A 25,536-nucleotide genomic window follows, 5' to 3' on the forward strand; every position below is an offset into this window, starting at 1 on the left:
GTAGACTCGACCCATCATGCGACTGCTCTTCGCCGGCACCCCAGAGGCCGCACTTCCTTCCCTGCGCACCCTGCTCGACTCGCACCATGAGGTCGTCGGGGTGCTCACCCGACCCGACGCACCCTCCGGTCGCGGCCGCAGGCTCACCCCCTCACCGGTGAAGACCCTCGCCCTCGAGGCGGGCGTCCCAGTGCTCGAGCCGACCACGCTGCGCGACGAGACGGTCCAGCAGCAGATCCGCGAGCTCGCCCCTGACGCCGCGCCCGTGGTCGCCTACGGGAACCTGGTCCCGCAGGCCGCTCTCGACATCCCCCGCCACGGGTGGGTGAACCTCCACTTCTCATTGTTGCCGTCCTGGCGCGGCGCGGCGCCCGCCCAGCGCGCGGTGCTCTCCGGCCGGCAGGAGACCGGCATGAGCGTGTTCCGCCTCGAGAAGGGACTGGACACGGGGGATCTGATCGCCACGGCACCCACCCTGATCGGTGAGTTCGAGACCTCCGGCGAGCTGCTGGAGCGGATGGCGATCGACGGCGCCCCCGTGCTGCTGAGCGCACTGGACGCGCTCGAGGCCGGCACCGCGGTGCTCACACCCCAGGACCATGCACTGGCCACCCACGCCGCGAAGCTCACCACCGCCGAAGCCGAGATCGACTGGACGGTCCCCGCCGAACGAGTCGAGGCCCACATCCGGGGGATGAGCCCGCAGCCCGGCGCATGGACGTTGCTGGACGGCGCCCGCACGAAGATCCTGGGCGTCGAACGCGCCCCGGAGCACCCTCCGCTGCCACCCGGACAGATCGCGGCCACCAAGCGCCAGATGCTTGTGGGCACCGGCACCGGGGTGATCGCCCTGGCGACCCTCGCCCCGGCCGGCAAGCGGCCGATGCGGGCCGCGGACTGGGCCCGCGGTGCGGGCCTCGCCCCCGATGCCCGATTCACCAGCCAGTCGCAGGACGGAGTCACCGCATGAACCAGGACCGACGCAGCAATCAGGACCGCGGCCGACGCGACGAGAACCCGCAGCGAGACCAGCGCGACCAGCACGGCCGTTCCCGCTCCGGCTCGCGCGGGCAGGGAGGCCCCCGCCGCGGCTATTCCGAGTCACGGCCGGCCGAGCGGGCACGCCGCTCCACCCCCTCCCGCCAGGTCGCCTTCGAAGGGCTGCGGATGGTGCGCGAGGAGGACTCCTACGCGAACCTGGTGCTGCCCCGGCTGCTGCGCAGCCACCACGTCTCCGGCCGCGACGCCGCCTTCACCACCGAGCTGTTCTACGGCTCCCTGCGCGCACAGGGACGGCTCGACGCGGTCATCACCGCCTGCGTGGATCGCCCACTGGCCAAGATCGACCCGCCGCTGCTGGACGTCATCCGGCTCGGCGCCTACCAGCTGCTGGACATGAGCGTCGCCCCACACGCGGCGACCTCCGAGACCGTGGCCCTGGCCCGTTCCGTGGTCGGCGCCGGTGCGGCGAGCTTCGCCAACGCCGTGCTGCGCCGCGTCGGGGAGAAGGACCTCCCGCAGTGGCTGCTCGAGGTCGCCCCCGACCGCGAGCAGGATCCCACCGGGCACCTCGCCGTGGTGCACTCCCACCCGCGCTGGGTGGTCCGCGCCCTGAGCGACGCCCTGGCCGGCCACGGCCGTTCCCGCGACGAGATCGATGAACTGCTGGCCGCCCAGAACGCGGCACCGTCGGTCTCGCTGGTGATGCGACCGGGCCTCACCGACCTCGACGAGCTGATCGACCACGGCGCGAGCCAGGGCCGGCTGAGCATCTTCGCGGCCTCCTGGCCCTCCGGCGACCCCGGCGGCATGGACCCGGTCAAGGAGGGCCGCGTCGCCGTGCAGGACGAGGGCAGCCAGCTCGCGGCCCTCGCCCTCGCACTCGGCGCCGACGACCTGGTCCTCGCCGAGGACCACCACTGGCTGGACCTCTGCGCAGGCCCCGGCGGCAAGGCCGCGCTGCTGGGCGGACTGACCGTCGGCCACGACGCGGACCTGCTGGCGGTCGAGCTCCAGGAGCATCGCACCGAGCTCGTCAACCGGGCCGTGGCCACCTTGCAGGAGGCCGGCTGCGAGATCACCACCCGCACCGCCGACGGCACCACCATCGGCAGCGAGCTGCCCGGCCGCTTCTCCCGCGTCCTCGCCGACGTCCCCTGCTCCGGGCTCGGTGCCCTGCGGCGCCGCCCCGAAGCCCGCTGGCGCCGCACCCCCGCCGACATCGGCCAGCTGGGCGGGATCCAGCGCGGGCTGCTCACCTCGGCCCTGGACGCCGCCGCGCCCGGGGGAGTGGTGGCCTATGTGACCTGCTCCCCGCACCTGGCCGAGACCCGCCTGATCGTCGCCGACGTGCTCAAGCGGCGCGACGACATCGAGCAGCTCGACGCGCGCGACGCGGTGCGCGCCGGGATGCTCCCCGCAGTCCGGCAGGACGTCGAGCTGGGCGAGGGCCCCGCGGTCCAGCTGTGGCCCCACGTCCACGGCACCGATGCGATGTACATCCACCTGCTGCGCAAGCAGCCCGCCCCCACCGAGGAAGGACTCCCGACGGCATGATCACCCCGTACTCGACCGACGGCCACTACATCCACCCCAGCATCCTCAACGCCGACTTCATGAGCATCGGCAGCGAGCTCGACAAGATCTCCAGCGCCGACAGCGTCCACGTCGATGTGATGGACAACCATTTCGTGCCGAACCTGACCTTCGGTCCCTCGATGGTCGAGCAGATCGTCGAGCGCAGCACGATCCCGGTCGATGCGCACCTGATGATCGCCGACGCCGACACCGAGGCTCCCGCCTATGCGGAGGCCGGTGCCGCGTCCGTCACCTTCCACCTGGAGGCCGCCCGGGCCCCGGTCAAGCTCGCCCGTGACCTGCGCAGGAAGAACGTGCAGGTCGGCGTCGGCCTTCGACCTGCTTCCGCGGTCGAGCCGATCCTCGACATCATCGGCGAGTTCGACATGCTGCTGATCATGACCGTCGAGCCCGGCTTCGGCGGCCAGAGCTTCCTGGACACCATGCTCCCCAAGATCCGTCGGGCGCGCGCGGCGATCAGCGGGGCCAACCTCGAGGTGTCGATCCAGGTCGACGGCGGGGTCAGCCGGGAGACCATCGAGCGCTGCGCGGAGGCCGGGGCGAACGTCTTCGTGGCGGGGTCTGCGATCTATCGGGCCCAGGATGCGGCCGCTGAGATCTCTGCCCTGCGCGAACTTGCCCGGGGCCACGCCGCCCACTGACCTGCGGCTGCGCCGCCCCCTGACCTGCGCCACGCCGCCCACTGACCTGCGGCTGCGCCTCCTGCTGATCAGCGCGGTCGCCTCCACCGTGTCCCCCGCCCCGTCACCTGCGTTCATGCGCTCTCCGGTGGCGGGGCCGACGGTCTAGGATGATCTGGTCACGACCAGTGACGTGCTCCGGGGTCGGTGAAATTCCGAGCCGGCGGTGATAGTCCGCGACCCGCTTCGGCGGTGGAGCCGGTGAAATTCCGGCGCCGACAGTACAGCCTGGATGAGAGGCGCACGTCCTGCATGTCCCAGGGCGCCCTCGGCGCGCGCTGGCGCCATGCCGGAACCCTTTTCCCCCGGAGCCACTGCATCCGACGGCGAAAGGACCGACATGGATTTTCTGCAGTGGCTCTTCGACGCGCGAATCGATTTCGCGGGCGGACAGTTCCTACTCCTGCGAGAGGTGCTCGGCAACGTCTTCGGACTGCTCAGCGCCCTCGGCGGCATGCGACGGAAGGTATGGGCCTGGCCCATCGGCATCGTCGGCAATGTGCTGCTGCTGACGGTGTTCATGGGCTCGGTGTTCGGCAACCCGAACTCCGTGGACCTGCTGGGGCAGGCCGGACGCCAGGTGATGTTCATCGCCACCAGCATCTACGGCTGGCAGCGGTGGCGGCAGGCGAAGCACGACGGCGGCACCGCAGTGGAGCCCGAGTGGGCCTCCTGGGGGACTCGCGTCCTGCTGCTGGTCGCGCTAGTGGGCGGCACCGCAGCGCTGACCCCCCTGTTCCGGATGCTCGGCTCCTATGAGCCGGTCTGGGCTGACGCCTGGATCTTCATGGGCAGCCTGCTGGCGACCTTCGGGATGGCCAAGGGCTGGGTCGAGTTCTGGCTGATCTGGGTCGCGGTCGACATCGTCGGCGTCCCGCTGCTGCTCGATGCCGGGTACTACGCGAGCGCATTCATGTATCTCTTCTACGGAGCCTTCACCCTGACGGGGTTCTTCGTCTGGTGGGGTGTGCGCAGCCGCCGCCAGGTGGAGGAGACGCGGGTGACGGTGGAGACCGCCCATCTCGATCCCACGGTGCGCAAGGAGTGACTCGCCTTCCAGCAGGTGGTCCTCTGAACGGGCCACCTGCCGGAACGCGTATCCTGTCGGCGTGAAGGATTTCGAGGCACTGTTCGCCGAGCTGACTGAGAAGGCCCGTACCCGACCTGAGGGGTCGGGCACCGTCCGCGAACTCGATGGCGGGGTCCATCAGATCGGCAAGAAGATCGTCGAAGAGGCCGCCGAGGTGTGGATGGCCTGCGAGCACGAGACCGATGAGGACGCCGCCATGGAGATCAGCCAGCTGCTCTATCACGTGCAGGTGATGATGATCGCCAAGGGCATCTCGCTCGAAGACGTCTACCGACAGCTCTGACCCACCAGCTCCGACCCGCGCCGGTCTGCGGTCGAAGGTTCGCACCCGGTCCCGCGGTCTCCGGCTCTTCCGCCGTTGCCTCCGCATCCTCCGGGCTTGCAGCGTCTCGCCGCCTCCATCCTGTTCCTCTCCGTCCCACCCCCACTCGTGGCCGCCGCGGCGGCCGAGGAGGATCCGTGCTCCGCATCGCCGTCCCCAACAAGGGCGCCCTGTCCGATCCCGCCGCCGATCTGCTCCAGGAGGCCGGCTACCGGCGCCGCGGCACGGCCAAGGAGCTCGTCGTGGTCGACGAGGAGAACGGCGTCGAGCTGTTCCACCTGCGCCCGCGGGACATCGCGGTGTACGTGGGCTCCGGCACGGTGGACGTCGGCATCACCGGCCAGGACATGCTGCTGGACTCCCGCACCCCGGCCGATGAGATCCTGCCGCTGGGCTTCGCGCGGTCGACCTTCCGCTTCGCCGCGCCAGCGGGAACCCGCCGCGACGCCTCGGAGCTGCAGGGCGCCCGCATCGCCACCAGCTACGAGAACCTCGTCGAGGACTACCTCGCCGAGCGCGGCGTCACCGCCGAGGTGGTGCACCTCGACGGGGCCGTCGAATCCTCGATCCGGCTCGGGGTCGCGGATGTGATCGCCGATGTCGTCGAGACCGGCAGCACGCTCCGCCAGGCGGGCCTCGAGCCCTTCGGCGAGGCGATCATGACCAGCGAAGCGGTCCTCTTCTCCCGCCCCGGGCTCGAGCTCGACGAGGACGGCACCCACTCCCTCGAGGTCCTCGCGCGACGCATCCGCGGGGTGCTGGTGGCGCGCGAGTACGTGATGCTCGACTACGACATCCCCACGGCCCTGCTCGAGCGCGCCGTCGAGATCACCCCCGGCCTGCAGTCTCCGACGGTCTCCCCGCTGCACGGCGGGGAGTGGTCCGCGGTGCGCGCGATGGTGGACACCCGCTCCGCCCACCGCATGATGGATGACCTCTACGACGCCGGGGCCCGCGCGATCCTGGTCACCGCGATCCAGGCCTGCCGCATCTGAGACGCCGATGAGCACCCCCGCAGCGGATCAGCAGCCGGGGGAGAGCCGTGCCTCGATCGTGCTGCGTCCCCGGGCGGTACGGGTGGCCGCCTACCTCAGCGCCACCATCGTGATGGCGGGGATGATCGGCGGCGCGGTGATGATCACCAGCTTCCAATGGGGTGGACGGCTCGGACTGGTCGCCGTCGGCGTGCTGGTCTTCATCTTCTGCCATCTCGAGGCCTCGGTGACGGTCACCGCCCGCCCCGAGGTGCTGGTCGTGCGCAACCTGATGAGCACCCGCACCCTGGAGTGGGCCGAGGTGATCGGGATCAGCTTCCCGATGGGCGACCCCTGGGCGCACCTGGACCTGGCCGACGGCTCGACCCTCGCCCTGCACGCGATACAGCGCTACGACGGCGATCGGGCGATCGCCGCTGCGCATCTGCTGCTGGGGCTGGTGCAGGAACGGGGCGAAGCGGTCGGCGACTGAGCTCGATCGTCGTCACGAGGCTCTCGGGGCCTGAGATCGGTCCTCGCAACGAGGCTCTCAGGGCCTGAGCTCGGTCGTCGGGCTGGGGGCTCAGGGACCGGCGTCAGGCCCGCGGCGCGAGGGACGCGGCGCAGCGTCCCGCGAGCGCCGCGTACTGGAACGCCCAGGGATCCTCCGCCAGAGTGCGACCCATCGTGGTCATCCGCACCGGCATGTCCTCCAGCGCATCCCGCAGGCCCTTGGCATCGACCTCGGTGAGCTGGTGCCGCACTCCGCGCTTCTCCGCCGGCTTGAGGATCGTGGTTTTCACCTGTTTCCGTACAGACTCATGAAATGCGTTGTACCGGCTGTCGTTGCGGGGGAGCACGGGCAGGTGGACAGGGGCGAGCAGCGCACGGCCATAGGTGGTCGAAGAATGATGGGACAGGCCCCGATGTCGCTTGCGCTCATCGGCACCGGAGACCCGCAGCGTCGCGACGGGGCGGCCGCCGAGCACCGAGGCGGCATGGACCGCCTCGGCCGCCTGCACTCCGGAGAATCCCCAGCCGGTTCCGGTGCCCAGATTGCCGGGCCCCTGGATCACGATCGCGACGTCGGCGCCGACCACGTGCTTCGCCCCGAGCAGCGCCGAGTGCACGGTCACTGCTTCGAGGTCGCCGCCGAAGGACTGCCCGGCGCTGATCACCGAGGCCAACAGATCCGCTTCCCGCAGCCGGGCCGCGATGCGGGAGTAGGCCGCCGGCAGCGCGGCGGCGTCGGTGTGCACGTAGGCGATCTTCGCGGTGCGCCGCTCGGCCCGGATGCCCGCAATGATGGCGGGCAGCGAGGAGTGGAGATCCGCGACCACCACCGGCATCCCGTCGATGCTCTTCGCGGCGCGGACCGTCTCGTAGTGCTCCCCGTCGGGATCGTCGAGCGCGTCGACCATGGTCTGCATCGGGGTGTACCTGGCCTTGACCATGTGGCCGCTGGTCTCCGTCGCCTCGGGAAGCACATCGAGGCGGGCCACCACCATGGCGTCCCCGCCGGTGCCCAGCTCGCGGCGCAGGGCATTGGTGTTCAGCAGCACCCGTTCGCCCAGCTGGGGCTGACCGGTCAGCTCTCGGAAGGCGATCGCGGTGATCGTCCCCGCATCGTCATCGAGCTCGATCTCGAACCGATCCACACCGTGCCAGGAGCTCAGTGCGTCCTTCACGGTTCCCCGTTCCCATCGCAGCATGAGCACAGCCTAGAGCCGCGGCGCGGAAGCGGCCCATTCGGCCGGTCCGGACGGATAGTCTGACCGGGTGGCTTCGAAGAATGTGGAGAGACTCCTCAACGTCATCATGACGATCGGCTCACGGCGACGGATCGATCGCGCCAAGCTCTTCTCCGTCATCCCCGATTACGCGAATGCGGTCTCCGACCAGGCCGCGGAGCGGATGTTCGAGCGCGACAAGGCCGCCATCCTCGAGCTCGGCCTGCCCCTGGCGACCGAGCGCGATGTGCTCGACGAGAACACGGTGTACTACCGGATCGAGACGGCACGCTCCGGAGCGGTGCTGGATCTCACCACGGAGGAGTACACGGTGCTGCTCGCGGCGAGCCGTGCCTGGGATGCGGCAGCAGCCGGCGGAGCGGCCCGCCGGGTCCGCTCCAAGCTGCTGAGCCTCGGGCATGACGCCGACCCCGATCTGCTGCGACGCACCCCGCGCGGTGCGGTCGAGTCGCTGCCCGTGCTCTCGCCGCTGCTGGACTCGGTCGTGGGCGGCAGGTCCGTCCGCTTCACCTATCGCGCCACCCACGGAGCCCCGGCGGAGCGCCGGGTCGAGCCCTGGGTCGTCGGGGTGCACGAGGGCCACTGGTACATCTACGGCTGGGACCTGGATCGTTCTGCGCCACGCCTCTTCCGTGCCTCGCGCATCGAATCCTTCCCGGCTGACCTCGCTGCGGCTCAGCAGCCCCGGCCCGAGGACACGGATCTCTCCGGAGTCCTCGGGCGCATGCTCGACAGTGACGACCGGGATTCCGCGGTGCTGCGCGCAGCACCGTACAAGGCACTGTCGCTGCGCGACCGGGCGGGGGCGCCGCTCGAGGCTGAGCGCCTCACGCTGCCGAGCCTCCCGCGTCCCGCCGCTCGTCGCCTGCTGCTGGGCGATATCCGCTGGGTCGAGCTGCTCGAGCCGCAGCCCTGGCGGGAGGAGCTCGCCCAGGTGCTGAGCTCGATCGCGGACCTGCATGCGCAGGAGCCGCAGCTCTCGGAGCTCCAGGAGGCGACCGGCCGCCCGACGCCCAGGATCCGGCTCACCCCGCAGAGCGGCGACCACCTCTCACGGCTGATCTCCGCCGCGTCCTATGTGCTCAGCCGTGGCGAGGCTGATCTGGCGGAGCTGGCCGAAGCCCTCGACATCACTGAGAAGCAGCTGGTGACAGATCTGCAGGTGCTGTTCGTCTGCGGCGATATGGGTGACGGCTGGGAGGACCTGATCGAGGCGGAGTGGGAGCACGGAACGGTGCGGGTGCGCAACGCCGAGCCGCTCCGTCGTGCCCTGAGCCTCAGCGCAGTGGAGATCACCGCGCTGCTAGCAGGGCTGGCAGCTCTCGAGCCCGTCGCAGGCCAGGCCGAGCAGACAGTGGCCGCGGCACGAGCGAAGCTGCTGGCCGGTGTGACCGGCAGCCCCGACGACTCCGCGCAGGTGCCCACTCGATCCGACCTGGCCGACGCGATCACCGCCGACGAGATGGCCGCCCGCACCGCGGACCGCGCGGAGACGGTCCTCGCCGCTGTGCATGGCGCGCTGCGCGCGCAGCCCGGCGCGGAGGACGGACAGCTCGTGATCCGCTATTCCTCCTCCGACCGGCCCGGCACCAGCGTGCGCAGGATCCGGCCGCTGCGCATCGAGAGCGATGGCGTGCGCTCCTACCTGCTCGCCGACTGCGATCTCGCCGGTGACCAGCGCCGGTTCCGCCTGGACCGCGTGGTCGAGATCCTGCCCGCCGGCACCGCCATTAGCCGCGCCGACGCGGGGGAGCAGCAGGCCCTGGCCGGGCGCGTCGAGGGGGAGGTCTGGCTGCGGCTCGAACCTGCCGGGCATTGGATCGCCGAGTCGTTCGGCGCCGTCGAGATACGTGATGGAGGGGACGGCGAGACCTTCGCCCGGTTGGACTCGCCCCTGCTGGCACCGCTGGTGGACGCCGTGCTGGAATCCGCGGGCGCAGCCCAGGTGCTCTCGCCGTGTGATCTCAGAGACACGATCGTGACCGTTGCGCGGGACGGCGTGGCACGTCACACCTCGTAGGAGCCGTTACCCTGGGACGACCCGCCGTGCGGTGGGCCGAGTCGCCACCGTGGCGACCCGTCCGGCGCCCAGTCCGCTGTGGGATGATAGGTGCGCCCGCGCTGTCTCGTGGCGCTGTTGAAAGGGACTTCCATGAACTTCTTCCGCAACCCCTGGGCGATCGTCCTGCTGATCGTGCTGGTGATCCTTCTGTTCGGCGCCAACAAGCTCCCGGGCCTGGCCCGCAACATGGGCAAGTCGATGCGCATCTTCAAGAGCGAGGTCGAGGAGCTCCGCGGCGAGGAGAAGCCCGCCGACGAGGACGAGGAGGACGATCGTCCGGCCCGCTCCACGCGCCCGCGTGAGGACCGCGACAGCCGTTCCCACGACGACCGCGAGTACAACCCTCGCGATGACGCGGACCGCGGCCGCGAGCCGATCCGCGCCCACGACGACGACGATTCCTACCGTCGCGACTGAGCATCTCGGCGCAGAGCGCGCCGTCGACAGCGGGCCCGGGTGGGAGACCGTCCGGACCCGGAGCGCTGGGAGGAAGCAGATCCGTGGCGAGTGATACGCAGGGACGCGAGCAGACCGAATCGGAGCCCGCGAATAAGTCACGCAGGGACCCCGAAGGACGGATGTCGCTCGGCGAGCATCTCGTCGAGCTGCGCAACAGGCTGATGATCAGCGCGATCACCGTCCTGCTGCTCTCCATCGTGGGCTGGTTCCTGTTCCCGTGGGTCTTCGACGCCGTCAAGGCGCCGATCGAGGCAGCCAGCGAGGACTCCGAGCTCCAGTCGCTGATCAACTTCCAGGGCGTGGGCCAGGGCCTGAACGTCAAGCTGCAGATGGCCGCGTACATCGGCCTGATCCTGTCCTCACCGATGATCATCGCCCAGATCTGGCTGTTCGTGATGCCGGGCCTGCACAAGAACGAGCGCAAGTACGCCATCGGCTTCTTCGGCAGCGCGATCCCGCTGTTCTTCGTCGGCTGCGTGGCCGGTTACTGGGCCGTCAGCCAGCTGGTGCCGGTGCTGATGAGCTTCACGCCCACCGAGGGCTCGGTCTCGCAGATCATCCCCTACGACCAGTACCTCGCGCTGCTGATCAAGACCATGCTCGCCTTCGGCATCGCCTTCGTGATGCCGGTGGTGATGGTCCTGCTGAACTTCATGGGGCTGGTCAGCGGCAAGGCGATGCTCAAGGCGTGGCGCTGGATCATCTTCCTGAGCTTCGCCTTCACCGCCGTCATGGTCCCCACCCCGGAGCCGATCACGCTGATCGCGATGTCCGCAGCGATCGCCAGCCTCTTCTTCGGTGCGATCGTCATCTCGCTGATCCACGATCGGCGCAAGGCGCGCAGGTCCGGTGACGAGGACCTCGACGATGACCAGGCCAGCAGCATCGACGACGAGGTGGAGAAGATCGACGGCCCGTCCCGCCTGGACGACGCCGACGGGGACGGGCGGTGAGCAGGCTCCGTGTGGGTCTGCTCGCGAATCCCACCGCTGCACAGGGAGCCGCTCACCGGGTCGGCCGCCAGGTCGGCCATCTGCTGCGGCTGGCCGGGATCTCCGTGGTGGACCTCTCCGCCACCTCCGCCCACCTCGCCCGGGCCCGCGCCGAGGAGATCCGCGACTCCCTGACCGCATTGGTGGTCGTCGGCGGTGACGGCACCGTCTCGCTCGGCGCCGAGATCGTGGCCGGCTCCCCGGTGCGGCTCGGGATCGTCCCTGCCGGCAGCGGCAATGACTTCGCGCGCGCCCTCGGGCTGACGATCAACGATCCGGAGGAGTCCACCCGGGCCCTCCTCCACGCCCTGTCGCGCCCGGTGGTGACGATCGACGCGATCGAGATCATCGCCGCCGGCGAGCATGCGCTGCCGCATCGCTCGCTCGCCCTGGGCAACGTGAACCTGGGCTTCGATGCCCTGGTCAACGCGCGCGCCAACAGCTCTCGGGCCCGCCACACGGTCCGCTATACGACGGCCCTGATGCGCGAGCTGCCCGCCTTCACCCCCCTGCCCTACTGGCTCGAGATCGACGGGGGCGAGCGGATCGAGCTGGACGCCACGATCCTGACCCTGTGCAGCTCCGGGATCTTCGGCGGCGGGATGAAGATCGTCCCCGAGTCGCGGATCGATGACGGCATGCTCGAGCTGGTCACCGTCGCCGGGCTGGGCCGCCGCCAGCTGCTGCGCTTCTTCCCGCGCGTCTACCGGGGCACGCACACCTCCCTGGACGCGGTGAAGATCCAGCCCGTGCGCGAGGTGACCGTCGGCCTGCGCCACGGCCGGGCACTGCGCGCCTACGCGGATGGCGAGCCCCGCTCGCTGCTGCCGCTGACAGCACGGGTGCTGCCCGGAGCGGTGCGGCTGCTCGCCGAGCTGCCCGCCGCGGCGGAGACCGCCGACGGCAGCGAGGGAGCGCAATGACCTCTCCCTCCGAGCGCTACGCCCAGTGGAAGCAGGAGCAGCAGCAGGAGCAGTCCTCCCGCGAGCTCACCGCCTTCACCGCCCGCTACCCCTTCGATCTCGACGAGTTCCAGCTGGCGGGCGGGCGGGCGCTCGAGGGCGGCAGCTCGGTCCTGGTCGCCGCCCCCACCGGCGCCGGCAAGACCGTGGTGGGGGAGTTCGCGGTGCATCTCGCACTGGCCCGGGGCCACAAGGTCTTCTACACCGCGCCGATCAAGGCGCTGTCCAATCAGAAGTTCGGCGAGCTGGTGGACTGGCTGGGCGCCGAACGTGTGGGTCTGCTGACCGGCGACACCTCGATCCGCCCCGATGCCGAGGTGGTCGTGATGACCACCGAGGTGCTGCGCAACATGCTGTACGCGGACTCCGACCTCCTGCAGGGACTGGGATTCGTGGTGATGGACGAGGTGCACTATCTCGCCGATCGCCTGCGCGGACCGGTGTGGGAGGAGGTCATCATCCACCTCGACCGCTCGGTGCAGCTGGTCTCGCTCTCGGCGACGGTCTCCAACGCCGAGGAGTTCGGTGCCTGGCTGCAGGAGGTCCGCGGGAGCACCGAGATCATCGTCTCCGAGACCCGCCCGGTGCCGCTGTGGCAGCACGTGATCGCGGGCGATGAACTCCTGGACCTCTTCGTCGATGCCGACGGGCAAGCTGTGGTGTCACAGGGACCGGGCGCCCGCAGCGACCGCCAGGTGAACCCCGAGATCGAACGCGTCACCTCGTTCTCCCTTCCCGTCGACGAGCGGACCGGCGGCGCGCGCGGCAAGGACTACCGGGGGAGGAAGGGCACCGGCGGGCGCCACCGGCCCCGCGGCTCCGGACAGCACCGCCCTCCCCACAAGCGCAGGGGGCGTGGCCCCGGCGCCTACGACGGCAGCGGCTACGGCGGCAACCGGAGCGGTGACAGCAGGAGCAGCGACAGTAGGGGTAGTGACAGCAGGGGCGGTGACAGCAGGAGCCACGGCGGTCAGGCCCCCGGACTGCCGCAGCGCACGATGCGGCGTCCCGAGGTCGTAGCCCTGCTGGACCAGGCAGAATTGCTGCCCGCGATCGTGTTCATCTTCTCCCGCGCCGGGTGCGAGGGCGCCGTGCAGCAGTGTGCACGGGCGCGCCTGCACCTCACCGATGACCGGGAGCGACGTGAGATCCGCGCAGTGCTCGACGAGCAGCTTGCCGGGATCGGCGCCGAGGACGAGGAGGTCCTCGGCATCGCCTCCTTCCGCCGCGCGGTGCTCGACGGCTTTGCCGCCCACCACGCCGGGATGCTGCCGCTGCTGAAGACGGTGGTCGAGCAGCTCTTCGCCCGGGGGCTGATCAAGGTCGTCTTCGCCACCGAGACCCTCGCGCTGGGCATCAACATGCCAGCCCGGTCGGTGGTGCTCGAGAAGCTCGTGAAGTTCAACGGTGTCGAGCACGCGGACCTCACCCCAGGAGAGTTCACTCAGCTCACGGGACGCGCAGGCCGCCGCGGTATCGACACCGAGGGCCATGCGGTGGTCGTCGCGGGGCCCCGGTTCGATGCCCCCGCCGTGGCCTCCCTCGCCTCGAAGCGCACCTACCCGCTGCGCTCGGCGTTCCGACCCACCCCGAACATGGCCGTGAACCTCCTGGACCGTTTCGATCTGGCACGTGCCCGGGAGACCCTCGAGACCAGCTTCGCGCAGTTCCAGGCAGACCGTTCCGTGGTGGGGCTCGCCCGCCGCGCCCGGGAGCTCGAGGACACGGTGACGTCCTACCAGGAGGCGGTGACCTGCGACCGCGGCGATCTCCTCGAGTACGCGCAGCTCCAGGAAGCCGTCTCCGAGCGCGAGAAGACCCTCGCCCAGGCTCGCGCTGCTGCGGACCGGGACCGGACCCGCTCGGTCCTCGGTGACCTCCGCCGTGGTGAGGTGATCGCGCTGCCCGGCGGGAAGCGCCGGGGGTACGCGGTGGTGCTGGACGTGGACCGCGCGGTACTCGGCGGCCCACAGGCGGACCTGCTGGACACCGAGGGCCGACGTCGCAGCCTGCGCCCGGGCGATGTCCCCTCTCCGCCCGCCGTGATCGACAGCCTCCGCCTCCCGCGGCAGGATGCCCTGGGCAGTGGGAAGGTGCGCAAGGACACCGCGGCCGCGCTGCGCCAGCGACTGGCCGGACAGGACGACGCCGATCGCCGCGAGGTGCGGCGCCGCACCGGCCGCACCCCCTCGACCGTCGCCACCGATGAGCAGCTTCTCGGCCTGCGCGAACAGCTGAGCGCGCATCCGTGCGGCGAGTGTCCGGACCTGGAGTCGCATCTGCGCTGGGTGGGCCGCTGGCGGAAGAGCCGCGCGGAGCTCGAGGGAGTGCAGCGCAGGATCCGGGGGCGCACCAGTTCCCTGGCCCGTCAGTTCGACCTGCTCACCGGCCTGCTCATCGAGCTCGGCTATCTCGAACGGGTCAGCACCTCGTCCGCCGTCGGCATCCCCGACGCGGTGACGGATGCTGGCTCCGCGGAGCTGCGACCGACCCCCACCCCGGAACTGCGACCGACGGCGAGCGGCCTGCGGCTGCGACGGCTGTTCAGCGACCGGGACCTGTTGATCGCCGAGTGCCTGGAGCACGGCGCCTGGTCGGGACTCTCCGCCGCCGGGCTGGCCGCGGTGGTCTCCGCCGCGGTGCATGAGTCTCGCCGCGACGATCGTGCCCCGGAGCTGATCCCCGAGCCCGCCGTGGGTGCCGCGCTCGAGGCCTCCGCCCGGGTCGCCGCGCGCCTGCAGGCCGCTGAGAGCCGATATGGCATCACGCCCACCAGTGCCCCCGATCCCGCGATCTCTGCGATCGTGCACCGCTGGGCGCAGGGTCTGCACCTGGCCGCAGCGCTCGAGGGCAACGATCTGCCGCCCGGGGACTTCGTGCGGCACTGCCGCCAGGTGATCGACCTGCTCGATCAGCTCACTGCGGACCCCGAGCTCGGACACATCGCACGCGAGTCGATCAGGGCCGTGCGACGAGGTCTGGTGGCCCAGGAGATCGACCGATGAGCTTTTTCCCAGGCGGACGGGAGAAGCTTGGCCCCGTGAGCGAGAACGACCGTCATCAGACCCCCGCGACCGGGCAGGCCGCCGCCCCGATGCTCTACACCGGGATCGTGCTGTACAGCGCCGGCGATCCGGAGGCCTCCGCGATGCTGGTCGCGGACGGGCTCATCGCGTGGACCGGCCCGGAGGACACCGCGCGCGTGCTCCACGGCGATGTTCAGCAGGTCGATGCGACCGGCTGCCTGATCACTCCGGGCTTCGTGGACGCCGCCGCGACCGCCGACGGCTCTGCCCCTGATCCTGCGGATGATGCCGCAGCGGCCGCGCTCGGCATCGTGCTGCGGCTGCCCGGCCCCACCGGGATCCGAGAGGGAGTGCGCATCGTCGCCCCGGTCAGCGAGAGCGCCGACTATCTCGACCTGCTCGCTGAGGGCACCCCGCTCGCCTTCGCCTCCGCGGGCGAGCCGGCGGCGGCCGATCCCTGGGACTGGGTGCGCGGCGCCGCCCGTACCAGCCCCGCCGAGCAGCGCATCAGCGACCGCGCGGCCTTCCTCGCCGCCTCCCGTGGCGGGCAGCGGGTGGCCGGGAACCGCCACCCCGGGTCCCTGCAGACGGGGATCCCGGCGACCTTCGTGGTGTGGGAGCCGTGGGACCTCACTGTCCGCTCCCATGCCCAGCGGGTGGACAGCTGGTCCACCGACCCGCGCTCCCGCACCCCGCTCCTGCCCGACCTGGACCAGGGGACCCCGCGCGCCCTGCGCACGGTGGTGGACGGACACATCCTCCACGACCGGCTCGGTCAGGACGGCGGATGACGGCGACCACACGGTCGAGACCGTCGCGCGAGCGCAGCCGTAAGTCTCGTGACGAGTTCACACCCACACCCTGGCCGGTTGCTGTGCTGTGCGGCGGCTTCGGCGGCTTCTGCGCACTGCTGGCCTTTCCTCCCTACGGCATGTGGATGCTGCTGCCGGTGGCGATCGCCCTGCTCGGGGCGGGCCTGCTCGTCCGCTCCTCACGGCTCGCGATGTTCGTCTCACTGGTCTGGGGGCTCGCGTTCTTCGTCCCGCTGACGCATTGGGCGAGTACCTACGCCGGTACGATGCCCTGGATCGCACTGGGCGTGTTCGAGGCCCTCTACATCGTGCTCTTCGGCCTGGTCGCTCGGACCGTGATGGTGCGTCGAGGCCTGTGCATCTCCAGCGCACTGATCGTCGCGGCGCTCTGGGTGGGAGTCGAGACGCTGCGCAGCACCGCCCCCTGGGGTGGCCTGTCCTGGGGTGCCAGTGCCTTCGCACTGGCCGAGTCCCCGCTGCTGAACCTCGGTCCCTGGATCGGGATGGCCGGGCTCTCGCTGGTGACCGCCCTGCTGGGACAGCTGCTGCTGTTCGGCGTGCTCGCGCTGCTGGGCAGGCGCCGCCGCGGGCTGATCGGCTTCTCCGGCGTATGGCCCTGCGCGATCGCGGTGTCCCTCGTGCTGGTGACCGTGGTGGTCCCCTATCCGCACAACCGCGCACCGGTGGACCGGCCGTCCATGACGATCGCCGCCATCCAGGGCTCGATGGGCGAGATCGATCCGATCTCCTTCACCATGCCCGATGACGTCTTCGAGAACCACCTCGCCGTGACCCGGGAGATCATCGAGCAGACGGCGGCCGACGGCACCCAGCTGGGCCTGATCGTCTGGCCCGAGGATTCCACCGGCTGGGATCCGCGGCAGGATCCGGTGCTCGCGGACCAGCTGACCTCCGCGGCCGAGGACGCCGGTGCCCCGATCCTGATCGGCACCCAGACGCGGGTGGGCGAGACCGAGAGGCTGAACCAGTCGGTGCTGTTCACCCCCGAGGCGACCACGCCCTACCAGTACTCCAAGCGTCATCCGGTGCCGTTCGGCGAGTTCATCCCGATGCGCGGGCTGTTCCGCCAGCTCACCGACAAGGTCGACCTGGTCTCCCTGGACATGATCCCGGGGCAGGACGTCGGAGTGATGGATCTGGGCGCCCTCGATCAGGGAGAGGGGAAAGTGGGGATCCTGATCTGCTTCGAGATCGCCTACGACTCCCTCGTCCATGATGTGGTCGATGGAGGCGCCGAGGTCATCGTCGTGCAGTCCAACAACGCGCTGTTCGGAGACTCCCATGAGGCGATCCAGCAGCTCGCCCAGGCGAAGGTGATGGCGGTGATGTCCGGCCGCAGCGTCGTCCACATCTCCACCGTGGGAGATTCTGCGATCTTCAGCCCGGAAGGTCGCCAGATCGACCTGGTCGGTCATTGGGACCGAGGCTCGCTGCTGGCCGACGTTCCCCTCCGCACCGGCATCACCCCGGCGGTCGCGGCAGGTCCGTGGAACGCAGTCGTGATCTCCGCCCTGGGACTGGTGGGGCTGTTGTCCGCGCTGACCACCGACCGTCGCGCCCTCGCCCGCTCCGCGACCGCCAGCACCGGCTCTACCCGCAGTGCCTCTGCCCGCGGCGGCTCTGCCCGCAGCGGTTCTGCCGGTACCGCACCATCCCGCACCCGCCGAGGACAGTGACCATGCATCCCTCCAATGCCCCGCTGCCGCCGACCCTCATCGTCATCCCCACCTACGATGAGCGAGAGGCGCTGCCGGGCACTCTGGCCCGTCTGCGCGCCGCTGTGCCCGAGGCGGATGTCCTCGTGGTCGACGACTCCTCCCCGGATGGCACCGGTGCGTGGGCTGAGCAGATGGCAGCCCAGGATCCGGCGGTGCACGTGCTGCACCGGGCCGGCAAGCAGGGTCTGGGACCCGCCTATCTCGCCGGCTTCGCCTGGGGGATCAAACGCGGCTACCAGCAGCTGGGGGAGATGGACGCCGATGCCTCGCACCGACCCGAGCAGCTGCCCGGGCTGCTTGAGGCGGTGCGACGCGGCGCCGACCTCGCGATCGGCTCCCGCTGGATCCCCGGCGGGGCGGTGCATGACTGGCCGCTGCGCCGCCAGGTGCTCTCCCGGGGCGCGAACGTCTACGTGCGGGCCCTGATGGGACTCGGTGTCTCGGACGCGACCGCCGGCTTCCGGGTGTTCCGCGCTGAACTGCTCGAGCGAGTGATCGCCGAGGACGTCGCCTCCCAGGGCTACTGCTTCCAGGTGGACATGACCCGACGTGCCCGCGACCTGGGGGCGGTGATCGCCGAGGTGCCGATCGACTTCGACGAGCGCACCGAGGGGGCCAGCAAGATGTCCTCGGGAATCGTGCGGGAAGCGCTCGTGAAGGTCACTGTCTGGGGACTGTCACGTCGTGCCCAGGCGGTTCGCAAGGCCCTGAGTTAGGCTGAACTGGTTCGCCACCGCAGGAAGGGAGCCTTCATGGCCGCACAGCAGCGCAGCACTTCGGGGGCGTCCGCACGCGCTTCAGCCGCCGACGGCGCGCAGAACCCGCGCTCCGGCTCGACCTCACGCTCCGGCTCGACTTCGCGCTGGGGGGTCCTGATCCCGCTGGGGGTCGTCCTGCTGGGGCTCGTGGAGCTCACCATCCTGGTCCTGATCGGGATCAACACCAGCCTCTGGTGGTCCGTGCTCGCGATCGCCGTGGGCTGGGTCGTCGGCATCGCGTTGCTGGTCGCCGCCGGTCAGCAGTCCTTCGTGCGCCTGCGCTCTCTAGTTCGCGCTGTGCGCGGTCGCGGAGACGTGCAGGAGCATCTTTCCCGCCCGGCGTTCACGCTGCTCTCCGCGCTGTTCTTCTTCTTCCCAGGAATCCTCACCGATCTGATCGGGTTGGTCCTGCTGCTCACCCCGGTGCAGCGCCGCTCGGTCAAGGCGATGGGGCTGAGCAGCGGCTCCGAGGGGGCGCGCAAGGTGCTCTACCGCCGCTCCGGCACCGGCGTCATCGACGGCGAGATCATCCTCGACAGCCGCTCGTCGGGCCCGTCACGCGGTGACGGCAGCACGCCGCCCATCATCACCCAAGACTGAGCCTCCCCACCGCTCCGTGCCACTCCAGGGCCAGGACATCCAGGGCCAGAGCGCTCGATGTCTCGTGCGCGAGCCCGCTCGCGTCACCCATCCCCTCTGAACTGTCGCTCTCGGGCCGCCCATCCGGTCTGGGTGGTCGCTCTCGCATCGCCCGTCCTCTCTGAGCTGTCGCTCTCGCGTCGCCCATCCCCTCTGAACTGTCGCCTGGGGGCTTCGTGGGCGACAGTTCAGAGGGGATGGAGCCGCACCTTCAGAGGGGATGGAGCTACAACTTCAGAGGGGTGGAGCCACACACCACCCATCGTGCGCTGGCTCTCGGAGACCATGACGAGCTCGGGGACCACGACGCGCTCGGGGGACACGACGAGCGCGGGGGACATGACGAGGGGGCACCCACCGCATGGTGGATGCCCCCTCGTCGCTCTGCTCAGGTGAGCAGTGCGGATGTCTCAGAGGTTGCGGCGCTGGTGAAGCTTCCCGGCGCGCAGCAGCGCGAGGCGCTGGTCGAGGAGGACCTGGAGGTCCTCTTCGCTGCGACGCTCGAGCAGCATGTCCCAGTGGGTGCGCACGGGCTTGCCCGGCTTCACCTCGGGACGCTCATGGTCACGGAGCAGCGCGGAGGCGCCGCAGCGGCACTCCCACACGGCGGGCACGTCGGCCTCGACCGAGAAGGGGAGGACGATGGTGTGGCCGTTGGGGCAGTCGTAGACGGACTCCTGGCGCGGTGCGGCGAGGACGCCCTCGTCGGTCTCCATGGAGAGGGAGCCCAGTCGGGTGCCTCGGAGGCTGCGGCTGTTCATGCGGTTCTCGCTTCCTGCCGGGGATGGCGGCCGGACGGTGTGCCGTCCGGAGAGGTCTGTGGTGTGGTGGCACTCGAAGGTGGTGTGGTGGCACTCGAAGGTGCCAACGCGCACGGAGCCGGATCTGTTCCCAGACCCGGGTGGGGTCCTCGCGTCTCAGATGCTGCTGGGACTATTCGAGAGCAGCTCGGAGAGCAGATCGACCCGATTGGTGATAATACCATCCACGCCCATGACCAGCATTTCCCGCATGGTCCTGGGGTCATCGATCGTCCACACGTGCACCTCGCACCCGGCGCGGTGGGCAGCAGCGACATTCGCCGTGGTGACCACCGGGATCCCCTGATAGGTGGGAGGGACCTGCAGCGCGCCGTAGGGAGCGAGGATCCGGCGGATGACGGGGGCGGGGGCCTCCACCGCACGGGCTGCGAGGAAGCTCCCGATCACGCCGCGGGCGGGGCTGCGCACCGGGGTTGTCCCGGTGGCTGCGTGGATCGTGGCGACGGCCTTGCGGACCACGTCGCCGTCGAAGCCCGCCACGCAGACCCGGTCGGCGCTGCGGGTGCGCGCAATTGCGGCGACCGCGGGCCCGATCGCCGCGGCGTCCTTGATGTCCACGTTGAGCGGGACGTCGCGGAAGGTGCCCAGCACATCCTCGAGCATCGCCAGCGGCTCGTCTCCGGCGAGCCGCACCGTACCGGCCTCATGGGCGCTGAGCTGATCGATCCGGCGCTCGTCACCGGCGACGCGGAGCAGGTCCTCATCATGGAAGGCCAGCGCCAGCCCGTCGCGGGTGGCGCGGGTGTCTGTCTCGAGCATGCCGGCACCGGCCGCCAGGGCGTCCTCGAAGGCACGCATCGTGTTCTCGGCCCCGTCGAGGGCGAGGCCGCGGTGGGCGATGCGTCGCGGCCTCGGGCCCGGCAGGAACCTGGACCTCGGGTCGCTGCTACGCTCAGGGCGTCTGCTGATCGATGAGGGCATCTTCTTCCTCCTCGTCCTGGCCCCGGCGCCGAGCGCGGACCGCACGGCGGGGACGGTGATCGGTGGGCTGTCGGGAGGGGCGCGGCGTGGCCGCAGATGCCGCTTCGCCTCGCCCCGTCTCGTCGTCATGGTCCAGGGTGGTCCGGGAAGCTGCGGGCGCGGCGTCGGAGTGCTCGGAGCCGACGGCGTCCCGCTCCTCCTCGTCCGCTGCGAGATCCTGGAAGAGCCGGCGCGTGCGGTAGATCAGAGCGGCCGGGAAGAACAGCGCGAAGACCCACCACTGGACGGCGTAGGACAGGTGCGGGCCCAGGGAGGTGTCGGGGTAGGGGAGCGCCGTCGGCCGTTCTGCTGCCGGATCTTCTGCGGCCAGCTCTCCATACGCCTGGGAGACGAGGCCCCCATCCTCCAGTCCCATCAGCCCGGCGGACTGCTCGGGGTTGACCGAATGGGTCTGGCCCGGGGGCGGCTCCCGGTCCAGTACGGGCTCGGCGGGCCGCAGGCGCACCGTGACGGTGAGCTCTCCTTCGGGTGCAGGAGCGAGCTGCGCCGGGTCGGAGGAATCCGCCTGCTGCGGCACCCAGCCCCGAACGACCAGCAGACTCGTGCCGTCGTCGGCCTGGAACGGAACCAGCTGCCAATACCCGACCTGGCCCGAGAGCTGGCGATTGCGCACATAGAGCACGCAGTCGCCTTCGGTGCAGTAGCTGCCGTGCAGGGTCACCGGGGTCCAGACGTCTGCGGTGCTCAGCGGCGACTGCGGATCAGGGAGCACCTGGTCCAGGGAGACCGGTGCGGATTCGTAGTTGGTGCGGACCACGGCCGCCTCGTCACGGCGGTTCTCGTAGCGTCCGTACTGCCACATGCCCAGCAGCACGCAGAGCGCCGCCAGGAGCAGCACAGCCACCAGCCCCAGCAGGGTCTCTCGGCTGAAGAGGATGCGTCGACGGGCGGTGCTGTCGGTCATTCGGCGACCGGTGCCGCGGCACCCGCCTCGGTCACCGGGGCGACGGCCTGCAGGTGCCCCGCGGCCTCCGCCATCATCCCGGGCAGGTCTTCGATCGCGAAGTCGACCAGCAGCACGAACATGACTGCGGTGAGCGCAGCGACCACGAATCCCAGAGCGGTGACCGAGATCGTCACCCCGAGCCGCAGCCGCGGCCGCTGCTTGCGGGGCTTCGCCGGAGGGAACCCATAGTCCTCGGACTGCAGGTGGTTCTCCGTCCACATCCCGGGGTTCAGCACGGCGACCGGGTACTGGTCCACCCGAGACCGCGGGCGGGCACCGCTGGCAGGGACATCCTCGGAGTCCTGCAACGGTGCCTCGCCCTGCCCTGAGGGCTGGTCCTTCAGCCAGAGCCTCCAACCCGCCGGCACCGGACCCCAGGAGTACTGGGGTCGGAAGTCCGCCGGCGGGATCCATCCGTCATGCGGAGGCTCCGGCCAGTGGGGCGGCGGGTTGAAGCGCTGGCGCTGGGTCACGCAGGGACGTCCCAGGAGTACTGGTCGGCACGGGAGTCGAAGACCAGCTTGTTGCCACCGGCACGCTTCACGTCGAAGAGGAGCGTGAGCGTGTATTCCTCTCCTGCCTGGTGTTCGTTCGGGCCGTCGGTCCCGGAGCCCTTGAGGCCGAAGCTCGCGGTGGCCGGCTCCACGGCGCCGCCGTAGGGGGTCTGGATATCGAACCGGAACGGGTTCATGGACAGCTCGCCCTCGGTCACCGTCATCTTGGCGGTGAGCACGACGTAGTCGCCCTGCTGCGCGTCTTCGACGGCACCTCCGTAGCTTCGCTCCAGCTCCGCGCCGGGGGTGTAGACCATGTGGACCGCCATGGTGCCCGTGCCATCGGGTCCCACGATGTTGATCGCCTCAGCCTCGGCGGCCGGGTCGATCGTGTTGAGATCGGTCGGGATCGGGATCTCGTCCTCGGTGGTCTCCTCCTCGGTCGGCTCTTCCTCGGTGGTCTCCTCGTCGGTGGGTTCGTCCGTCGTCGGATCCTCCTCCTGAGTGGTGGTAGAACCGCCACCACCGGCCTCCGTGCCGCCCGAGCGGCTGAACAGGAAGATGCCGCCGATGGCGATCAGCGCGAGCACGAGCACGATCGCGATCAGGCAGCCGATCCACCAGAAGCGCTGGATGATGCCCTTCTTCGGCGGTTCACCGGCGCCGGTCGACGCGGTCCAGCCGGACCCGGTGTCGATTCCGGGGGAGTTCTGGCCGTAGCCCGGTGCGGGATAGTCCGAGGCGGAGCCCTGTCCCGGGTAGTCCGGTGCGGAACCCTGGCCGTAGCCCGCGGCGGGCGAGGCCTGACCGTAGCCCTGGGCCGGCGAGGGCTGGCCATAGCCCTGGGCAGGTGATGCCTGGCCATAGGCGGGAGCGGAGGAGCCGTCGCCGTAGCCCTGAGCGGGCGAACCCTGGCCATAGCCCTGGTCCGCGGGCTGCTGGCCGTAGCCCTGGCTGGGGGATGCCTGCCCGTAGCCCTGACCGGAGGGATCCTGCTGGCCGGACGCGGCTGCCGCGCCAGCAGCCCCGCCGGCGGCTGCGGCACCGGCCGCCATGCCGTAGCCGGCGCCCTGAGAGCCCTCACCGGAGTGGTTGCTGTCATCGGCGGCGACGGGCTCTGCGGACTCGTACGGCGCGGACTCGTAGGGTGCCTGCTGTGCGAGGTCGGCCTCGAGATCGGGGCCCCCATATTCGGCAGTCTCAGCGGCGCCTTCCGCCTGCGTTGCGTGGGAACCGGCGGCATCGGGAGCGGCGCTGTCGCGCTGCCCGGAGTCCGCGACATGGGTGGCGTCATCATGGACGGCCGTTGCGGACGCATCTTGCGGCGCGGCGGCAAGGCCGGACTCCTCAGCGGTCCCAGCCGGCTCGGCTGCGACGGCGGGCTCCGGAGCGGCAACGGGCTCCGCGGCGGCGGCGGGCTCCGCAGCGTGGCGACCGACGGACTCCGCCGGGGCTGAGCTGCTCTGGTCGTCGGCCAGCGGCATGGAGCCGCCGCCAGCGGACTGGTCGACATCCTGCTCGGGCGCACCCTGCACGGGCGCATCCTGGGCGGCGGGAGCCTGCCCGTAGGGGTTCAGCGACCCGTACTGCCCGGCGGATGCCTGCTGATCGCCGGCTGCCTGTTCAACGTCGGGAGCCTGCTCAACGACGGGAGCCTGCTCGGCGGCAGGCGTCTGCTCGCCGGTGGAGGCCACCCGGGTGGCGTCGTCGGCGTCAGGTGCGGGAGCGGTCGGTCCCTGCTCACTGGTTGATGCGACGCGAGTGGCATCGTCGTCGTCGGCCGCACCAGCCTGTTCGGAGGTCGCCTGCGGGGCCGGGGCCTGCTCGGACGCGGTCCAGAAGTTCCAGCCGTCGGGAGCGGGGCCCCACGAGGGATCCGGCTGCCAGCCGGGAGGCGGGCTCCAGTTGGCATCGTCGATCGGCCAGTTCGGCGGAGGATTGAATCGATATGCCATCGGGCAGCACCTTCCGGGGCGATGTTCGTGGACGGGTACCCCCCATGGATCCCGACACTCTCTCGCCCCGTATCGTAGAGCACGAGCACATGCCGAGGCGTTTCCCTCACCGCATGACATCGTCCTTTATGAGGGCATCCGCCCCGCCCACCTCTCACCCAGGAGTCTGAATGTCCGACGCCACCACCGAGCCGCGCAGTGTCCTGATCACCGGAGGGAACCGGGGGATCGGTCGCGCGATCGCCGAGGAGTTCCTCCGTCGCGGGGACAAGGTTGCTGTGACCAGCAGATCTGGGCAGGGCGGGCCGGACGGCGCGCTGACCGTCGCCGCTGACGTCACCGACGGGGAGAGCCTGGATGCGGCCATCCAGACGGTCGAGCAGGCCCATGGCCCGATCGAGGTGCTGGTGGCCAACGCAGGGATCACCGACGATCAGCTGCTGCTGCGGATGGGCGACGAGTCGTTCGAATCCGTCATCGACACCAACCTCACCGGTGCCTTCCGCACCGTCAAGCGGGTCATCAAGTCGATGATGCGGAAGAAGAAGGGGCGCATCGTGCTGATCAGCTCGGTGGTGGGCCTCTACGGCTCGCCGGGCCAGGTGAACTACGCCGCGTCGAAGTCGGGGCTGATCGGGATCGCTCGCGCGCTCACCCGTGAGCTCGGCTCCCGCGGGATCACCGCGAACGTGGTCGCGCCCGGCTACATCGACACCGAGATGACGCAGGCGCTCTCCGAGGATCTCCAGGCCTCCTACCGCAAGGCGATCCCGGCGGGCCGTTTCGCGGATCCGTCGGAAGTGGCGAAGGCGGTCACGTTCCTAGCGAGTGACGATGCGGCGTACATCTCGGGGGCCGTGATCCCCGTCGACGGCGGCCTCGGCATGGGACACTGAGCCCGAACCTGCACCACCGATCCCGTAAGGCGTGAACGCATCTCCATGTCATCTTCCGACCCCGACAGTCGTCTGCTGCTCCTGATGCGTCATGGCAAGGCGGAGAGCGGATCCGGCCAGCCGGATCACGCTCGCGCCCTGGCCGAGAAGGGGGAGGCTCAGGCCCGCCTCGTCGGGGAGTACCTTGCCGCGCAGAGCGTGCAGGTCTCCCGGGTGCTGGTCTCCGATTCGCTGCGGACCACCCAGACCTGGGAGGCGGCGGCCTCGATGATGCCCGGCTTCGACGGCAAGGTCTCCTTCCACGAGGAGATCTACACCGGTGGGGCTGCCGAGCTCCTCGCACTGGTGCACGGCATCGGAGACCAGCACCCGGTCACGCTGGTCATCGGCCATGAGCCGACGATCTCTACCCTCAGCGCGCTGCTGGCCGACGATGATTCCGATCCCGGCGCAGTCGCCCAGGCCCGCATCGGCATGCCGACCGGCGGGCTGGCCGTGCTCTCCGGCGTGGCGAGCAGCTGGGACGAGCTGCAGGAGGAGTCGTTGACCCTGCACACGATCGTCCGTCCCTGACCGGAA

Annotated in this window: 24 protein-coding genes and 1 riboswitch; of the genes, 18 read left to right on the forward strand and 6 right to left on the reverse strand. The window is 70.4% G+C overall.

The genetic code is table 11. The features are described 5' to 3' along the window. Positions 1-16 precede the first annotated feature (16 nt). From fmt to ACT3SQ_RS05730, 7 genes are all read left to right on the forward strand, one after another. Entirely contained in the window at positions 17-970 is a 954-nt protein-coding gene (gene fmt / locus ACT3SQ_RS05700; protein ID WP_441443016.1) for a methionyl-tRNA formyltransferase, read from the forward strand. Further along, entirely contained in the window at positions 967-2,556 is a 1,590-nt protein-coding gene (locus ACT3SQ_RS05705) for a transcription antitermination factor NusB (RefSeq protein ID WP_442331665.1), read from the forward strand. Before fmt ends, ACT3SQ_RS05705 begins: the two co-directional genes overlap by 4 nt. Continuing rightward, entirely contained in the window at positions 2,553-3,239 is a 687-nt protein-coding gene (rpe, locus tag ACT3SQ_RS05710; protein WP_441443018.1) for a ribulose-phosphate 3-epimerase, read from the forward strand. The genes ACT3SQ_RS05705 and rpe overlap by 4 nt, the downstream gene beginning before the upstream one ends. 169 nt (positions 3,240-3,408) lie before the next feature. Further along, a riboswitch (FMN riboswitch) is annotated at positions 3,409-3,526 on the forward strand. 92 nt (positions 3,527-3,618) lie between these two features. Further along, a complete protein-coding gene (gene pnuC, locus ACT3SQ_RS05715; protein ID WP_441443019.1) occupies positions 3,619-4,326 on the forward strand; it encodes a nicotinamide riboside transporter PnuC in 708 nt (235 codons plus the stop codon). Between the two features lie 61 nt (positions 4,327-4,387). Further along, positions 4,388-4,651 carry a phosphoribosyl-ATP diphosphatase gene (locus ACT3SQ_RS05720; protein ID WP_442331664.1) on the forward strand — a complete coding sequence of 88 codons (264 nt, stop codon included), beginning with the start codon at positions 4,388-4,390 and terminating at the stop codon, positions 4,649-4,651. A 176-nt stretch (positions 4,652-4,827) separates the two neighbouring features. Then, positions 4,828-5,685, forward strand: a complete 858-nt coding sequence (hisG, locus tag ACT3SQ_RS05725; protein WP_441443021.1) for an ATP phosphoribosyltransferase — start codon at positions 4,828-4,830, stop codon at positions 5,683-5,685. Between the two features lie 7 nt (positions 5,686-5,692). Further along, positions 5,693-6,157: a PH domain-containing protein gene (locus ACT3SQ_RS05730; RefSeq protein WP_441443022.1), complete on the forward strand. Its 465-nt coding sequence runs from the start codon at positions 5,693-5,695 to the stop codon at positions 6,155-6,157. A gap of 103 nt (positions 6,158-6,260) precedes the next feature. On the opposite strand, the gene ACT3SQ_RS05735 is transcribed toward ACT3SQ_RS05730, so the two are convergent. Then, positions 6,261-7,376, reverse strand: a complete 1,116-nt coding sequence (locus tag ACT3SQ_RS05735; RefSeq protein ID WP_441443023.1) for a DUF3866 family protein — start codon at positions 7,374-7,376, stop codon at positions 6,261-6,263. Between the two features lie 67 nt (positions 7,377-7,443). Here ACT3SQ_RS05735 and ACT3SQ_RS05740 point away from each other — a divergent pair, with 67 nt between their 5' ends. The 9 genes from ACT3SQ_RS05740 to ACT3SQ_RS05780 all read left to right on the forward strand — a co-directional run bounded on the left by ACT3SQ_RS05740 (position 7,444) and on the right by ACT3SQ_RS05780 (position 18,825). Next, positions 7,444-9,435: a WYL domain-containing protein gene (locus ACT3SQ_RS05740; protein ID WP_444600925.1), complete on the forward strand. Its 1,992-nt coding sequence runs from the start codon at positions 7,444-7,446 to the stop codon at positions 9,433-9,435. A 132-nt stretch (positions 9,436-9,567) separates the two neighbouring features. Then, complete coding sequence (gene tatA / locus ACT3SQ_RS05745) at positions 9,568-9,894, forward strand: Sec-independent protein translocase subunit TatA (RefSeq protein ID WP_441443025.1); 327 nt, start codon at positions 9,568-9,570, stop codon at positions 9,892-9,894. A gap of 161 nt (positions 9,895-10,055) precedes the next feature. Continuing rightward, entirely contained in the window at positions 10,056-10,889 is an 834-nt protein-coding gene (gene tatC / locus ACT3SQ_RS05750) for a twin-arginine translocase subunit TatC (RefSeq protein WP_441443026.1), read from the forward strand. Then, on the forward strand, positions 10,886-11,851 hold the full coding sequence (locus ACT3SQ_RS05755; protein WP_442331663.1) for a diacylglycerol/lipid kinase family protein: 966 nt from the start codon (positions 10,886-10,888) through the stop codon (positions 11,849-11,851). Before tatC ends, ACT3SQ_RS05755 begins: the two co-directional genes overlap by 4 nt. Next, entirely contained in the window at positions 11,848-14,895 is a 3,048-nt protein-coding gene (locus ACT3SQ_RS05760) for a DEAD/DEAH box helicase (protein WP_444600926.1), read from the forward strand. The genes ACT3SQ_RS05755 and ACT3SQ_RS05760 overlap by 4 nt, the downstream gene beginning before the upstream one ends. Then, complete coding sequence (locus ACT3SQ_RS05765) at positions 14,892-15,707, forward strand: hypothetical protein (RefSeq protein ID WP_442331660.1); 816 nt, start codon at positions 14,892-14,894, stop codon at positions 15,705-15,707. Before ACT3SQ_RS05760 ends, ACT3SQ_RS05765 begins: the two co-directional genes overlap by 4 nt. Then, positions 15,704-17,425, forward strand: coding sequence for an apolipoprotein N-acyltransferase (gene lnt, locus ACT3SQ_RS05770; protein ID WP_444600927.1), 1,722 nt, complete (start codon positions 15,704-15,706; stop codon positions 17,423-17,425). The genes ACT3SQ_RS05765 and lnt overlap by 4 nt, the downstream gene beginning before the upstream one ends. A 2-nt stretch (positions 17,426-17,427) precedes the next feature. Then, positions 17,428-18,183: a polyprenol monophosphomannose synthase gene (locus ACT3SQ_RS05775; RefSeq protein ID WP_441443031.1), complete on the forward strand. Its 756-nt coding sequence runs from the start codon at positions 17,428-17,430 to the stop codon at positions 18,181-18,183. Positions 18,184-18,219: 36 nt separating this feature from the next. Next, positions 18,220-18,825, forward strand: coding sequence for an FxsA family protein (locus ACT3SQ_RS05780; RefSeq protein ID WP_441443032.1), 606 nt, complete (start codon positions 18,220-18,222; stop codon positions 18,823-18,825). Positions 18,826-19,274: 449 nt separating this feature from the next. On the opposite strand, the gene ACT3SQ_RS05785 is transcribed toward ACT3SQ_RS05780, so the two are convergent. The 5 genes from ACT3SQ_RS05785 to ACT3SQ_RS05805 form a co-directional block, all read right to left on the reverse strand. Further along, complete coding sequence (locus tag ACT3SQ_RS05785; protein ID WP_299305221.1) at positions 19,275-19,625, reverse strand: RNA polymerase-binding protein RbpA; 351 nt, start codon at positions 19,623-19,625, stop codon at positions 19,275-19,277. A 156-nt stretch (positions 19,626-19,781) separates the two neighbouring features. Further along, on the reverse strand, positions 19,782-20,606 hold the full coding sequence (locus tag ACT3SQ_RS05790; protein ID WP_441443033.1) for a glycerophosphodiester phosphodiesterase family protein: 825 nt from the start codon (positions 20,604-20,606) through the stop codon (positions 19,782-19,784). Next, positions 20,578-21,570, reverse strand: coding sequence for an SURF1 family cytochrome oxidase biogenesis protein (locus tag ACT3SQ_RS05795; protein WP_441443034.1), 993 nt, complete (start codon positions 21,568-21,570; stop codon positions 20,578-20,580). The genes ACT3SQ_RS05790 and ACT3SQ_RS05795 overlap by 29 nt, the downstream gene beginning before the upstream one ends. Further along, positions 21,567-22,085, reverse strand: a complete 519-nt coding sequence (locus tag ACT3SQ_RS05800; protein ID WP_441443035.1) for a hypothetical protein — start codon at positions 22,083-22,085, stop codon at positions 21,567-21,569. The genes ACT3SQ_RS05795 and ACT3SQ_RS05800 overlap by 4 nt, the downstream gene beginning before the upstream one ends. Next, positions 22,082-24,061, reverse strand: a complete 1,980-nt coding sequence (locus ACT3SQ_RS05805; RefSeq protein ID WP_441443036.1) for a hypothetical protein — start codon at positions 24,059-24,061, stop codon at positions 22,082-22,084. Before ACT3SQ_RS05805 ends, ACT3SQ_RS05800 begins: the two co-directional genes overlap by 4 nt. Positions 24,062-24,231: 170 nt before the next feature. On the opposite strand from ACT3SQ_RS05805, the gene ACT3SQ_RS05810 reads away from it, so the two are divergent. Further along, the gene (locus ACT3SQ_RS05810) at positions 24,232-24,957 is read left to right on the forward strand and encodes a beta-ketoacyl-ACP reductase (protein WP_441443037.1); all 726 of its coding nucleotides are present in this window, start codon (positions 24,232-24,234) and stop codon (positions 24,955-24,957) included. A gap of 45 nt (positions 24,958-25,002) precedes the next feature. Further along, positions 25,003-25,530 carry a SixA phosphatase family protein gene (locus ACT3SQ_RS05815; RefSeq protein WP_441443038.1) on the forward strand — a complete coding sequence of 176 codons (528 nt, stop codon included), beginning with the start codon at positions 25,003-25,005 and terminating at the stop codon, positions 25,528-25,530. Positions 25,531-25,536 lie beyond the last annotated feature (6 nt).

The organism is Brachybacterium sp. AOP42-C2-15 (assembly GCF_052377065.1).
Lineage (GTDB): Bacteria > Actinomycetota > Actinomycetes > Actinomycetales > Dermabacteraceae > Brachybacterium.

What these genes read in the sequence shown, in the direction of transcription:
- fmt (WP_441443016.1), top strand. Translation starts at nt 17, where the DNA reads ATGCGACTGCTCTTCGCCGGCACCCCAGAGGCCGCACTTCCTTCCCTG.
- ACT3SQ_RS05705 (WP_442331665.1), top strand. Translation starts at nt 967, where the DNA reads ATGAACCAGGACCGACGCAGCAATCAGGACCGCGGCCGACGCGACGAG.
- rpe (WP_441443018.1), top strand. Translation starts at nt 2,553, where the DNA reads ATGATCACCCCGTACTCGACCGACGGCCACTACATCCACCCCAGCATC.
- pnuC (WP_441443019.1), top strand. Translation starts at nt 3,619, where the DNA reads ATGGATTTTCTGCAGTGGCTCTTCGACGCGCGAATCGATTTCGCGGGC.
- ACT3SQ_RS05730 (WP_441443022.1), top strand. Translation starts at nt 5,693, where the DNA reads ATGAGCACCCCCGCAGCGGATCAGCAGCCGGGGGAGAGCCGTGCCTCG.
- ACT3SQ_RS05735 (WP_441443023.1), bottom strand. Translation starts at nt 7,376, where the DNA reads ATGCTGCGATGGGAACGGGGAACCGTGAAGGACGCACTGAGCTCCTGG.
- tatA (WP_441443025.1), top strand. Translation starts at nt 9,568, where the DNA reads ATGAACTTCTTCCGCAACCCCTGGGCGATCGTCCTGCTGATCGTGCTG.
- tatC (WP_441443026.1), top strand. Translation starts at nt 10,056, where the DNA reads ATGTCGCTCGGCGAGCATCTCGTCGAGCTGCGCAACAGGCTGATGATC.
- ACT3SQ_RS05760 (WP_444600926.1), top strand. Translation starts at nt 11,848, where the DNA reads ATGACCTCTCCCTCCGAGCGCTACGCCCAGTGGAAGCAGGAGCAGCAG.
- ACT3SQ_RS05765 (WP_442331660.1), top strand. Translation starts at nt 14,892, where the DNA reads ATGAGCTTTTTCCCAGGCGGACGGGAGAAGCTTGGCCCCGTGAGCGAG.
- lnt (WP_444600927.1), top strand. Translation starts at nt 15,704, where the DNA reads ATGACGGCGACCACACGGTCGAGACCGTCGCGCGAGCGCAGCCGTAAG.
- ACT3SQ_RS05775 (WP_441443031.1), top strand. Translation starts at nt 17,428, where the DNA reads ATGCATCCCTCCAATGCCCCGCTGCCGCCGACCCTCATCGTCATCCCC.
- ACT3SQ_RS05780 (WP_441443032.1), top strand. Translation starts at nt 18,220, where the DNA reads ATGGCCGCACAGCAGCGCAGCACTTCGGGGGCGTCCGCACGCGCTTCA.
- ACT3SQ_RS05785 (WP_299305221.1), bottom strand. Translation starts at nt 19,625, where the DNA reads ATGAACAGCCGCAGCCTCCGAGGCACCCGACTGGGCTCCCTCTCCATG.
- ACT3SQ_RS05790 (WP_441443033.1), bottom strand. Translation starts at nt 20,606, where the DNA reads ATGCCCTCATCGATCAGCAGACGCCCTGAGCGTAGCAGCGACCCGAGG.
- ACT3SQ_RS05795 (WP_441443034.1), bottom strand. Translation starts at nt 21,570, where the DNA reads ATGACCGACAGCACCGCCCGTCGACGCATCCTCTTCAGCCGAGAGACC.
- ACT3SQ_RS05805 (WP_441443036.1), bottom strand. Translation starts at nt 24,061, where the DNA reads ATGGCATATCGATTCAATCCTCCGCCGAACTGGCCGATCGACGATGCC.
- ACT3SQ_RS05810 (WP_441443037.1), top strand. Translation starts at nt 24,232, where the DNA reads ATGTCCGACGCCACCACCGAGCCGCGCAGTGTCCTGATCACCGGAGGG.
- ACT3SQ_RS05815 (WP_441443038.1), top strand. Translation starts at nt 25,003, where the DNA reads ATGTCATCTTCCGACCCCGACAGTCGTCTGCTGCTCCTGATGCGTCAT.